At 64.6% G+C, this 12801-nt stretch carries 9 protein-coding genes; 6 read left to right on the top strand and 3 right to left on the bottom strand.

Going from position 1 to position 12801, the window contains the following annotated elements; translation table 11 throughout:
• Nucleotide 1 precedes the first annotated feature (1 nt).
• The 6 genes from ACQKRQ_RS01715 (at nt 2) to ACQKRQ_RS01740 (ending at nt 7125) form a co-directional block, all read left to right on the top strand.
• Nucleotides 2-1270, top strand: coding sequence for a 3-isopropylmalate dehydratase large subunit (locus tag ACQKRQ_RS01715; RefSeq protein ID WP_427474805.1), 1269 nt, complete (start codon nt 2-4; stop codon nt 1268-1270).
• Nucleotides 1267-1818, top strand: coding sequence for a 3-isopropylmalate dehydratase (locus tag ACQKRQ_RS01720; protein ID WP_427474806.1), 552 nt, complete (start codon nt 1267-1269; stop codon nt 1816-1818). The genes ACQKRQ_RS01715 and ACQKRQ_RS01720 overlap by 4 nt, the downstream gene beginning before the upstream one ends.
• Nucleotides 1812-3482 carry a hydantoinase B/oxoprolinase family protein gene (locus ACQKRQ_RS01725; RefSeq protein ID WP_427474807.1) on the top strand — a complete coding sequence of 557 codons (1671 nt, stop codon included), beginning with the start codon at nt 1812-1814 and terminating at the stop codon, nt 3480-3482. Before ACQKRQ_RS01720 ends, ACQKRQ_RS01725 begins: the two co-directional genes overlap by 7 nt.
• Entirely contained in the window at nt 3479-5557 is a 2079-nt protein-coding gene (locus ACQKRQ_RS01730; protein WP_427474808.1) for a hydantoinase/oxoprolinase family protein, read from the top strand. The genes ACQKRQ_RS01725 and ACQKRQ_RS01730 overlap by 4 nt, the downstream gene beginning before the upstream one ends.
• A gap of 10 nt (nt 5558-5567) precedes the next feature.
• Complete coding sequence (locus tag ACQKRQ_RS01735) at nt 5568-6185, top strand: cysteine hydrolase family protein (protein WP_427474809.1); 618 nt, start codon at nt 5568-5570, stop codon at nt 6183-6185.
• Nucleotides 6186-6258: 73 nt separating this feature from the next.
• A complete protein-coding gene (locus ACQKRQ_RS01740; RefSeq protein WP_132378373.1) occupies nt 6259-7125 on the top strand; it encodes an isocitrate lyase/PEP mutase family protein in 867 nt (288 codons plus the stop codon).
• Nucleotides 7126-7213: 88 nt separating this feature from the next.
• On the opposite strand, the gene ACQKRQ_RS01745 is transcribed toward ACQKRQ_RS01740, so the two are convergent.
• The 3 genes from ACQKRQ_RS01745 to ACQKRQ_RS01755 all read right to left on the bottom strand — a co-directional run bounded on the left by ACQKRQ_RS01745 (nt 7214) and on the right by ACQKRQ_RS01755 (nt 12795).
• Nucleotides 7214-10159, bottom strand: a complete 2946-nt coding sequence (locus tag ACQKRQ_RS01745; protein WP_427474810.1) for a putative bifunctional diguanylate cyclase/phosphodiesterase — start codon at nt 10157-10159, stop codon at nt 7214-7216.
• 130 nt (nt 10160-10289) lie between these two features.
• On the bottom strand, nt 10290-11084 hold the full coding sequence (locus tag ACQKRQ_RS01750; RefSeq protein WP_427474811.1) for an N-acyl amino acid synthase FeeM domain-containing protein: 795 nt from the start codon (nt 11082-11084) through the stop codon (nt 10290-10292).
• Nucleotides 11085-11541: 457 nt separating this feature from the next.
• Nucleotides 11542-12795: a D-amino acid dehydrogenase gene (locus tag ACQKRQ_RS01755; RefSeq protein ID WP_427474812.1), complete on the bottom strand. Its 1254-nt coding sequence runs from the start codon at nt 12793-12795 to the stop codon at nt 11542-11544.
• Nucleotides 12796-12801: the final 6 nt, after the last annotated feature.

A 12801-nucleotide genomic window follows, 5' to 3' on the forward strand; every position in this document is an offset into this window, starting at 1 on the left:
AATGCCAGTAGCACAAACGCTTGCACAAAAACTGATTGCGGCGGCCTGCGGGCGGCCGGAAGTGGAAGTCGGGGAAATCGTCACCTGCAACGTGGATCTCGCCATGTTTCATGATTCGAGCGGTCCGCGGCGCCTGAAACCCATGCTCGAGCAACTCGGCGCGTCGTTGTGGGACAAGTCGAAAGTCGTGCTCGTGATCGACCACTATGTACCCGAGACCGACGATGAATCGCGCCGCATCGTGCACATCGCGCGCGATTGGGCGGTGGCGCAGCAGCTGCCGAACGTCTACGACGGCGTCGGCATCTGCCACGTCGTCTTGCCGGAACGCGGCCACCTGCGGCCGGGCATGTTCTGCGTCGGCGGCGACTCGCATTCGCCGACGGGCGGCGCATTCGGCGCGTACATGTTCGGCATCGGCAGCACCGAGATGCTCGGCGTCGCGGTGTCGGGGCAAATCTGGGTCAAGGTGCCGCGCACGCTGCGGATGAACTGGCGGCAGCGCCTCGCGCAGGGCGTCACGGCGAAAGACATGATGCTGCATATGATCGGCCGCTTCGGCATGAATGGCGGCCGCTACCAGGCCGTCGAATTTTGCGGCGAGGCCGTGACGGCGCTGTCGATGCAGGAGCGCATGACGTTGTCGAACATGAGTGCGGAACTCGGTGCGCAAGTCGGCCTGATTGCGCCGGATTCGGTGACGGCCGACTATTTGCGCGCTGCCGGCGTGCAGGACGACATCGACCTCGCCCGCTGGCAAGGCGATCCGCAAGCGCAGGCCGAGACGCACGATTTCGATGCCGCGCGGCTCGCGCCTCAGGTGGCCGCGCCGCACAGCCCGGCGAATACGCGTGACGTTGGCGCATACGGCGAGGTGGCCGTCGACGTCGCCTATATCGGCGCTTGCACGGGCGCGAAGCTGGAGGACTTGCGGGCGGCGGCGAGCGTGCTGCGCGGTCATCGCATCGCGAGCGGCGTGCAACTCGTTGTCGCTCCCGCAAGCGTGCGCGATCGGGAGCAGGCCGCGCGCGAAGGCGTGATGGCCGTGCTGGAACAGGCGGGCGCCCAACTGCTGGCGACCACGTGCGGCGCGTGCGCCGGTTACGGCGGTTCGATCCCCGAAAACAGCACGGTGATTTCGAGTACCGCGCGCAACTTCAAGGGACGCATGGGCGCGGCGTCGGCGCGGGTCTATCTGGGCTCGCCTTATACCGTCGCGGCGTCTGCGTTGCGCGGGCGCATTACCGATCCGCGCGAGGTGCTGGCATGAGCGAACGTCCGACCAACCCGCCGCAAACCGTGCATGGAGAGACGTCCGCTGCGCATCGCGTCTGGCGCGTCGGCGCGGATATCGATACCGATGCGCTCGCGCCCGGCGCGTACATGAAATTCGGCATCGACGAAATCGCGCGACACTGTCTGGAGATTGCGCGCCCCGACTTCGCGGCGGGCGTGCAGCCGGGCGACGTGCTCGTGGCCGGGCCGAACTTCGGCATCGGCTCGTCGCGCGAACAGGCGGCGGCCGCGCTGGTGCGGCTCGGCGTGCGGGCCGTGATCGCGCCGGCATTCAACGGACTCTATTTCCGCAACGCGTTCAACGTCGGCCTGTTGCTGCTCACATGTGCTGACGCCGGATCCATCGACGAAGGCGAGCAGATCGCGATCGACCCGCGCGCGGGCCGCATCCGCCGCGCCGATGGCGTCGAACTGACGTGCGAGCCGGTGCCCGCGTTTCTGCTCGACATGGTGGAGGCGGGCGGTCTGCTCAACCTGCTCAAGCAGCGTTACCCCACATCCAACGGAGGCACCTCATGCTAGATCCCGTCACGCTGGCGGTCCTCAAAGGGCGGCTGGAACAGATCGCCGACGAAATGGACGCGACGCTCTACCGCAGCGCGTTCAATCCGATCATCGCGGAAGCGCACGACGCCTGTCACGGCATCTACGACGCGTTGTCGGGCGCGACGCTGGTGCAGGGCAAGTCCGGCCTGCCCGTGTTCGTCGGCGCGATGGCGTTCGCGGTGCGGGCGGCGATCCGCGTCGCGGGCGAGCGCGGCGGCATGGTCGATGGCGACGTCTGGTTGTTCAACGACCCGTATGAAGGCGGCACGCACGCCAACGACTTCAAGCTCGTGCGGCCCGTGTTTCGCGACGGCAAGCTGTTTTGCTTCCTGGCGTCGGCCGCGCACTGGCACGATGTCGGCGGCGCGGTGCCCGGCAATTACAATCCCGCCGCCACCGAATGCTGGCAGGAAGCCGTGCAGATTCCGCCCGTGCGTATCGTGCGGCGCGGCGAACTCGATGCCGACGTGCTCGCCATCCTGCAGGCCAACACGCGCCTGCCCGACAGCCTGTGGGGCGACCTCAACGGCCAGCTCGCGGCGCTCGAACTGGGCGCGCGTCGCCTGGGCAGCTTGCTCGACGACTACAGCGACGCTACCGTGCTCGAAGCGCTCGCACTGCTGCGCGAGCGCGCCGTCAAGCTGATGCGCTCGCACGTGGCGGCGCTGCCGGACGGCGACTACGCGTTCGACGACATGCTCGACAACGACGGCGTGCGCGACGAGCCGCTGAAGATCGCGTTGCGCATGCGCGTGGCGGGCGACACGTTGACGCTCGACTTCACCGGCACGTCGCCTGCCTGCGCCGGGCCGGTGAACATTTCGCGCGCCACGGCGATTGCCGCGTGCTATGTCGCGCTCAAGCATCTCTTTCCCGACGTGCCCGCCAATGCCGGCGTACTGGACGCCGTGTCGTTCGTGCTGCCGGACGGGCTGCTGATCTCGGCGGACCGGCCGCGCCCCGTCGGCGGCTACACCGAAACGATCCTGCGCATGATCGACGTGATCTTCTGCGCGATGGCGCAGGCCGCGCCGGAACTGGCAATGGCCCAGGCGTACGGCACCATCAACGCGCTGTCGATCGCCGGGCATCGCAGCGAGGGCGCGCGCAAGGGCCAGCGGTGGGTGATGTTCAGTTTCTTCGGTGGCGGCCATGGCGGCCATTCGCAAGGCGACGGTCTGAGTCACGGCAATGCGCCGATCTCGACGGCGACCATTCCGCCGCTCGAGATTCTCGAAGCCGCGTATCCGGTGCGTTTCACGCAGTGGGCATTGCGTCCCGACTCGGGCGGCGACGGCACCTATCGCGGCGGTCTCGGCGCGATCTACGAAATCGAACTGCTCGAACATGAGGCCGAAGCGTTCATTTTCGGCGAACGCGGACGCTCGGCTCCGCAAGGTATCGCGGGCGGCGAGGCGTCCGTGCCCAACGTGTTCCGTTATCAGCAGAACGGTGCATGGCACACGCCGCCGATGGCGTCGAAGATGCTCGGCATTCGCCTGAAGCGCGGCGAACGGGTGCGGCTCGAAACGCCAGGCGGCGGCGGTTACGGCGCGCCGTCCGGGCGTGACGATGCCGCCCGCAAGCGCGATTCGGCAATGGGTTATGTGACGACAGCTCGGAAGGAGCAACAGGTATGAAGGCGGCTGCACACGGTTCAATCGTCGTCGGTGTCGACGTGGGGGGCACGTTCACCGATCTGTTCGTGCTCGACGAAAAGGCGGGCACGGCGCGCGTCGTCAAGGTGCCGTCCACACGGGGCGAGGAAGCGCGCGGCTTCATGAACGGCATCGAACGCATCGGTGCGCCGGGCGACGACGCAGGCGAACACGGCGCCGGCGCGATCGCGACGATCGTGCACGGCACCACGGTCGGCACGAACGCCTTGCTCGAACGCAAGGTGGCGCGCACGGGCATCATTACGACGGCAGGCTTTCGCGACGTGCTCGAAATGCGCCGCCGCGACCGCCCGCGCACCTGGGGCTTGCGCGGCAGCTTTGAGCCGGTGGTGCCGCGCGATCTTCGCCTCGAAGTGAACGAACGCGTGTTGGCCGACGGCGCCTTGCACACGCCGGTGGATCTCGCGCAGGTGCGGGCGGCGGCGCGCGATCTGCTCGAACGCGGCTGCGAAGCGGTGTGCGTCTTCTTTATCAATGCCTACGCGAATCCGCTCAACGAAGCGCAAGCCGTCGAGGCGGTGCGCGTGATCTGGCCGAACGCGAACGTGACGGCGGCAACCGAGGTGCTGCCCGAAATCCGCGAATTCGAACGATGCTCGACAGCCACGTTGAACGCCGCGTTGCAGCCGGTGGTGGGCGGCTATCTGACGCGCCTCGAAGGCGATCTGAAGGCGCATGGTTTTCGCGGCGAACTGCTGGTCGTGCAGAGCAACGGCGGCATCATGTCGCGCCAGACCGCGTGCGACGTGCCGGTGCGCACGGCGCTGTCGGGTCCGGCTGCGGGTGTGATCGCGTGCGCCGCAATCGGGCGTGCGGCGGGCTATCCGAACCTCGTGACGGGCGACATGGGCGGCACGTCGTTCGATGTGTCGCTGGTGGCGAACGGCGAAGCATCGTTGTCCGCGCAGACGTCGATCGACTTCGGCATGGTGGTGCGCGCGCCGATGATCCAGATCGAGACGATCGGCGCGGGCGGCGGCTCGATCGCGTCGGTCGATGCGGGCGGCCTGCTGCAGGTCGGTCCCGAATCGGCGGGTAGCGTGCCGGGGCCGGCGTGCTACGGACGCGGCAATCTGCGCCCAACGGTGACCGATGCCAACGTGCTGCTCGGACGCATCGCGGCGGATCGTCCTTTGGGCGGCGGCCTGCTGGCACAGATGGACGTCGGCAAGGCGCACGAGGCGATCAGCGAGCACGTCGGCGCGCCGCTCGGGCTGAATGCCCACGCGGCGGCCGAGGCGATCCTGACGGTCGCCAATGCGAAGATGGCGGGCGCGATCCGGCTGGTGTCGATCGAGCGTGGCCACGATCCACGCGAGTTCGCGTACATGCCGTTCGGCGGCGGTGGCGCGTTGCATGTGTGCGCGATGATGCGCGAAGTCGGCACCACGACGGGCATCGTGCCGCGCTTCCCCGGCGTGACGTCGGCCATCGGCTGCGTGATCGCCGACATGCGGCACGACGCGGTGCAGACGCTCAATCGCGCGCTCGCCGATCTCGATGTCGAAGACTTGCGCGCGCGCGTCGCCGGCATGGCCGACGCGTGCCAGGCGCGGCTCGACTCCGCCGGTGTCGCGTTCGAAGCGGTGCGCGAAAGTATCGAACTCGACATGCTCTACGTCGGGCAAAGCCATACGGTGCGTGTGGAAGTGCCGCGCGATGCGCTGGAACGCGCCGACATCGGCGCGGCTTTCGAAGCGGCCTATCGCGCGGCCTATGGGCGCGCGCTGAGCGGCATCGCGGTGCGCATCCTGAACCTGCGTTATGCGCGTATCGGTGTGCGGCCCAAGTTCGATCTGGCGGTGCTCGCGCCGAAAGCCATGGCGATGCCGCCATCGCTCGGTACGCAAGCCGTTTTCCACGCGGGGAAATGGTGGGACGCAACGCGCTTTGCACGCCTCGATCTGCCGGTGGATGCAACGGTCGACGGTCCCGCGATTCTCGAGCAGGGGGATACGACGATCTGGCTCGAACCCGGATTCAGCGGGCGCGTCGATGCGCTCGGCAATCTGTTGATCACACGCAAGCCGGACTAAGGAGCCGCACATGTCGACCGACACGACCCTGGACGCGCGTCATACCGCGCTCATCATCGTCGATCTGCAGAACGACTTTCTGAGCGAAGGCGGTGCCTACGATCGCGGCGGCGCGGCTTCGAATGCTGCGCGCGCGTTACCGCCGCGCATTGCGCCCGTGGCGCGCACGTTGAAGCAGCGAGGCGGTTTTATCGCGGCCAGCCAGTTTACGTTGTGGCCGGATGCTGACGGCGAGCCGATGATTTCGCCGCATCTGAAGCAACTGCGTCCATTTTTGCGTCGTGGGGATTTTGTCGCCGGCTCGCGCGGTCAGGCGACGGTCTCCGCACTTGAGCCTTTCATCGACGTGTCGGTTTGGAAGGTCGCCTATTCGGCCTTCTTCAACACGCAGCTCGACTGGGTGCTGCGCCGCGCGCGTATCGACACCGTGGCGATTTGCGGCATCGTCACTAATGGCGGCGTGGCGAGCACCGCGCGCGACGCGCACATGCGCGACTATCGCGTGCTGGTGCTGGGCGATGGCTGCGCGGCATCGACGCAAGCCGCGCACGACACGGCGCTCGCCGATCTGCGCACGATCGGCGAATTGACGACCTGCGACGCCTTCGCGGATCGCCTCGCAACGTAAGTGCGCCACGTTGCGCGCGCGTGGTCGCGCGCAATCGGCCTTTTTGCCTTTTTGAACTGCAGGAATAAAAATCATGGCGACCGAAATCAAACCACTGAAGACACTTCTCGCCCAAGGTGCCTTGCTCGCGCCTGGCGTCTTCGATGCGTTGAGCGCGCTGGTCGCGCAACAGGCTGGTTTCGAAGGGTTGTATCTGTCCGGGGCTTCGATTGCGTACACGCGGTTAGGGCGTTCCGATGTCGGCTTGACGACGTTTCCCGAAGTCGAAGATACGCTCGCGCGCATCACCGAGCGTGTCGCGTTGCCGGTGATCGTCGATGCCGATACTGGCTTCGGCAATGCGCTGAACGTCAAGCGCACGGTGCGCGGCTTCGAGCGCGCCGGCGCTGCGATGATCCAGCTCGAAGATCAGACATTCCCGAAGCGCTGCGGGCATCTCGATGGCAAATCGGTGATTCCCGCAGGCGAAATGTGCGGCAAACTGCGGGCGGCCGTGGATGCAAGGGTGAGCGCCAATACGCTGATTCTCGCGCGCACCGACGCGGCGGCTGTCGAAGGGCTGGACGCTGCGCTCGAGCGTGCCGAGCGTTATCTGGAAGCGGGCGCGGACGCGTTGTTCATTGAGGCGTTGCGCTCACTCGAGCAGATGGAGACCGTGTGCGAGCGCTTCGCTGGCCGCGTGCCGCTGCTTGCGAATATGGTCGAGGGCGGCAAGACACCGATACAGAATGCACGGACGCTCACGCAACTGGGCTTTCGTATCGTGATCTTTCCTGGCGGCACGGCGCGCGCGGTGACGCATACGTTACAGGGCTATTATGGCTGCCTGCATGCCCACGGGACGACCGCGCCGTGGCGAGACCGGATGCTCGATTTCGATGGCATCAATGAGGTTATTGGTACGCCGGCCCTGATGGCGGAGTCGGAGTTGTACAAGTAGCCGCTTTTGCGCAACGCCGAAAACCATTGCGAGTGTTTTAACGAACCCGGCAAGTTTGGCGTCGGCGGCCGGGGCGCGGCGAGCCGCGTCAGACCGCGCTTTCGCGCTCCATGCGCTGGTCGTCAGCGCCGCGGTGCAGCGTCTGTTGTGCTTTCAGGTAGCGTGCGACCTCGGGGCTCGTCACGAAGCTCGCGGCGGAGGAGGCCGCGAGAATGTCCCTGGCCTCTTGCGGTTTCGCGATCGCGAAGCCCTGCACATAGTCGACGCCCAATTCCTTCAGCGCGCGCAAGGTCTCGAGGTCTTCGACCCATTCGGCGATGCTGCGCATGCCGAGATTGCGTGCGAGGGTAATGATCGCCTCGACGATCGCAATGTCGGCCGGATGGTTGCACATCGTGCGCACAAACTCGCCGTCGATCTTCAGTGCATCGGCCGACAGCTTCTTCAGGTAACGCAACGACGTTTGACCCGCGCCGAAATCGTCGATCGCGATTTTTGCGCCCATGTCGTGCACGCGCGCGATAAAGCGATCCGTATGTTCGAGATCGTGCAGAGCGACGCTTTCGGTGATTTCAATGCACAGGTAATGAACGACGTCCTCGTGACGCGAGAACAGCGTGAACAGTTCGTCGAGGAAGTGTTCGTCGTTGAGCGAGCCGCCACTCAGGTTCACGCACACGAAGCAAGTGTTGGGGAGCGACGCGCGGTTCTCTCTGAGCCATGCGAGCGTCGTCGAGAGCACCCAGCGGTCGATCGCGATGATGGTGCCGGAGTCCTCGGCGGCGGCGATCAGCTTCGCGGCGGTCGCCACCGATCCGTCCGGCATGCGCAGACGCAGCAGCACTTCGAAGTCGAGTGCTTCTGTGGGCGCGCGCATCGACATGATCGGTTGCATCACGAGGAACAACCCTTCGGGCAGCCGGCTCTGTCCCAGCGCCTCGATCAGGCTGATTTCGGCGGCGCGCTCCTCGAACGCCGGCGCGCCCTTGCGTAGTGCGACGAGCCGCGCAGTGCCGCCGCGTTTCGCGGCGCGACACGCGCGGTCGGCATAGGCGAGGGCGTCCAGCACCCGTTCACCTTGCGAGCACTCGACTACGCCGATCGATCCCCTGACCTGGAACGCTCGCGTGTCGACATGAAATGGTGCGGAGTTCAACGCCAGAACGAGTTCGCGGCAGCGCGCGATTGCATCGTCGATAGCCGTGTTCGCGAGCACGCACACGAATTCGTCGCCACCGATGCGCCCGATCGGCACGTGGGAGCCGAGACGCTCGACGAGGCGCGCGGCGACGTGCCGTAATATTTCGTCGCCGGTTCCGTGGCCGAACAGGTCGTTGAACAGCTTGAAGCGGTCGAGATCGAGATACGCGAGTGCCCACGGGCCGGTTTCGCCGCGTTGCCGGCCGATTGCATGCTCGATGCCGCGACGGTTCAGGAGACCGGTGAGGGGGTCGTGCTCGGCTAGAAAGTGCAGCCGCTCCACGGCTTTCGAGCGGTCCGTCACGTCCTCGAGCGAGCCTTCGATGAAGCCTTTCGCGCGAATCGCCCGCAGCGAGTAGCGCCGCGCGTCTGTCTTCGTGCCGGCCGCGCCTTCGATTTCGATCGACGCCGAGTCGTCGCGCGCGAGAAGTTCAGCAAGAACACGCTCGGCGCCCGGGGCGAAATAGTCGGCCCAGCGATGCGAGCCGTCGTGCTGTTGAGGCAGGCCCAGCATCGAGTGCAGCGCAGGATTGGCGCGCACGAAGGCGCTTTCCCCGTTCAGCGTGAAGAGGCCGATCGGCGTGACGTCATAGGTGTTGCGCAGCTCGACCTGCATTTGCCGGCGGCGCTCGCGCTCTTCGCGCATACGTTCCGCAATCGCGAACGCACACAGCATGCTCGACGACAACGCCGTCACCACGGGGCTAAGCGCGCCCGCCAGCGCTTTCACCCCGAGCGCGGCGGCGAGCACTTGCGACAGCGTCGCGAACAGCACGATCGCCATTGACGCGACGTACCAGAGCACGGTGCGCGAGCGCGCCTTGATGACCAACTGTATGAGGAAGTAGGTCAGCACCAGTATGCAGAAGCTGGCGCATGCCCACAGCACCGGAATGAAGTGCGCGTAATTCAGCGTGAAGGCAGCGATCATCAGCAGGCAGCCGCCGTATCGCACGGCGTGCAGGCTCCAGCGCAGGCCGATGGCTTTCAGCTCGCGGCGAAACAGCTCCACGAAGAGTGTCGTGGTCAGCACGTAGTAGGCCGCGAACGTGAATTGCCGCAAAAGCGCGATATGGTCGGGCGGGATGAGCCGGCCCATCCATTCGGTATCGAAGCCCATTGCGTTGGCGCTCAGCCGGAGGTTGCCGACGAGCCAGGCGGCAAAGATCACGTAAGTCCATTCGCGATTGATGATTGCCGTAACAAACACGAAGATCGCGAGCGTCACCAGGCCGCCGGTGATCAGCGATGCGGCCTGTTGGAAGTCGAGGGTCGATATCTCGAGCTTCTCGGGGCTCGATGCGGAAGCGGTGATATACGCGGGTCCGGAGAAGGTGCCTCGGCACAGGATTTGCGCATTGGCGGCGTGCTCGCCGAGCCCGAGCGCGAAGCCGGCTTTGTTGAAGTTCATCTCGCCGCTCGTGCCGTGGCGGTCGCCCGCGCCGAGCAGCGTCAGGACGGGGGCCGTGCGCCAGCAGGATAGCGTCTGGGCGTGCCGCGACGGCAGGTCGATGAACGTGGTGGCGCCACTGGCGAGCTCAGGTGCCGTGAGCATGAACCAGAATGGCGTTTCCGCGAGATGAGTGCTGAAACGTGCGGTGGGCGCGGTATCGCGCAGGCGGGCGATGGCATTGGCGGGTGACAGTGACGCCGACGGATCCGCAACCACGGGAAAGCTGAGCGTGACCGTTCCTGTCGTATCGAATTGGCGCGGCGCCCAGAGCATGACTGCGACGCTGCCCAGCACGATCACAAATGGCGCGACGTATACGGAGAACCGCTGGAAAGCCCAGCCGGTCAGTCGGTCCCGAAACGTCCACTTAACGCTTGTCATTTGCTGCCCTTTCCCAATGACTTCATTCTCGATTTCATTGCGATGCTGCGATGGTCAGCGGCGAAAGCACGACTGTGCTAGCGCCGCCGATCTCTCGTCCGCCCGGATTTCGCCAGGCGGACACCTTGCTTTACGCTTCGCTCAGCGACCGCAGACGGTCTGAGGCTTTGCTCGGCGGGCCGCCGCACTCAGTCCCTTGGCCGTCTTCCCCCTGCTTTGATGCGACGCTGACGTCGATGTCGAGGTGATCCGTTTCAAAAAAGAATCCGAAGAACGGATGGTTGACCTTCGCCCAGCGCTGACGGACCAATGCAACCGGTTTCGCCATCACCCGATGTGGCAACCCGCCAACGTGCGCCATCGGCAGGAATTCGTTCTGGCCGTATACATCGCCGAACAGCATCGCTTCGTATTCCCGATCGAGCGGTGAACGTGCCGTAATTAACATCCAGTCGACCCCGTTTTGCGCGCAATACATGAAATATGCCTTGCACAGCGCCACCTTCACCATCCGACCGATCGCACCGCGCGCGACGCCGAGCCGGGTCGCCTCGGCGAGACGCGCCTCGCCCAACCAATCCGGCAGGCGGACCGATTGTTCGACGGCGAGCGGACCGAATGCGTTCGTTTGGACCCGCATGGTGCCGAGCGGGCCGCCATCCAGTCGCGACTGCGCGAGCAGCACGACCGTGCCGGGCGCTCCATCCAACGCCTCGACGCCCATGGTCTCGGCGAATTCCGGCAAATGGCGCCGATAGGCGGTGCGGCGCATCTCGACGGCCTTGTCGAGGTCCGCCAGGTTACTTACCACCTTTATCGTAAACGGCAACCTTTCCGTTTTCTTTACAGTGCTCTGATTAAAGCGTTCTCCGAACGACGTATAACCCGTATTTTGCGACAAAACGACTGAATCGATGCGGTCCATTTCAAACCCCGTAGTTAAATGAGAAAAAAGTTTGTCGCTGTTGAAGCGGCAGAGTCGCCCCTGAGCGACAAACTAGATTCTCATGAACGCAAACGCGGTGATATGCATAGCCGGGAAAATCCGGAGAGCGGGGTTGAAAAGAGAGGATTGGGAATCCGAAAAAATTTCGTGCCAGAAATCCGGAATCGACTTTCCGATTCTGGCGGCGAGTGTAAATCTGCGTTTGAGGGAGGTTTTGGATCGTTATTCCGCGGACACCCGGCGGAAATGCGAGAGTTGTGGCTTTCCGCGCGCCGATAAATGCGGCTGGTGCCGAGCTTCTGGGTTCGACCGAATCACCCGTCAACTGAGACGGGCACAGGAATGACGTTGAGCTTTGGAAGCGGCCCTTGGGGTGAATCCGGGCCGAACCGCAGAGGGGGCGACTCCGGCCCGTGGTTTTAGTGCGAGCGTCCAGTTAGTTGCTGTAGCGACTGACCGCAAAATCGTCGGATTTGATGGCCGGCGTTGCGCCCGACATCAAATCCGCCAGCAGTTGTCCCGAACCGCAGGACATGGTCCAGCCCAGCGTGCCGTGGCCGGTATTGAGCCATAAGCCCTTGATCGCGGTCGGGCCGATAATCGGCGTGCCGTCTGGCGTCATCGGCCGCAGGCCAGTCCAGAAGCTGGCTTGCGTCACGTCGCCTGCATGCGGGAACAGGTCGGTGACAACATATTCCAGCGTCTCGCGCCGGGTGCCGTGCAGTTCCTTATCGAAGCCCACCAGATTAGCCATGCCCCCCACGCGAATTCGATCCTCGAAGCGGGTGATCGCGACTTTGTAGGTTTCGTCGAGAATGGTCGAGACCGGTGCCTGGGCAGCGTTGGTAATTGGCACAGTGATTGAATAGCCCTTGACGGGATAGACCGGAATGCTAACCAGGTCTCGCAGCAGTGCAGTGGAATAGCTGCCGAGTGCCACGACACAAGCGTCCGCAGTCAATGTTTCGCCGTTGGAATGTACGCCCTTTAGCGTGCCGCCCTCGACGACCAGGCCATCGATGCCGCGCTGGAACAGGAACTGCACGTTGCGCGCTTGCGCCATCTCGGCCAGTTTGGTGGTGAACACGTGACAGTCGCCGGTTTCATCGCCTGGCAAACGCAGGCCTCCGACGAGTCTATTCTTTGAGCCCTCTAGCGCCGGTTCGGCGCGAGCCAGTTCGTCGCGTGACAGCAACTCATAAGACACCCCCATTTCCTTCAGAACGTCGATGTCCTTGGCGGTACCGTCCATTTGTTTTTGCGTGCGAAAGACTTGCAGCGTGCCCTGCTGGCGACCTTCGTACGTGATATGGGTATCGTTGCGCAGCGCCATGAAGCAGTCGCGACTATATTCGGCAAGCCGCACCATGCGCGCCTTGTTGACGGCATAGCGCTTTTTTGTACAGTTAGCCAGCATCTGTGTCAGCCATTGCATCTGAAACAGGGTGCCGTCCGGTTGGAGCGACAGAGGTGGATGCTTCTGCAGCAGCCATTTGACGGCCTTGGCGGGTACGCCCGGCCCGGCCCACGGTGACGCGTAGCCCGGTGAAATCTGGCCGGCGTTGCCGAAGCTTGTTTCGAGCGCAACAGCGGGTTGGCGATCGACGACCACCACCTCATGACCGGCACGCGCCAGATACCAGGCGCTCGTGACACCGACCACGCCTGCTCCGAGAATCAAGATTCGCATCGACGC

Origin of the sequence: Paraburkholderia sp. NPDC080076 (assembly GCF_050281145.1) — a bacterium.
Classification (GTDB): domain Bacteria; phylum Pseudomonadota; class Gammaproteobacteria; order Burkholderiales; family Burkholderiaceae; genus Paraburkholderia.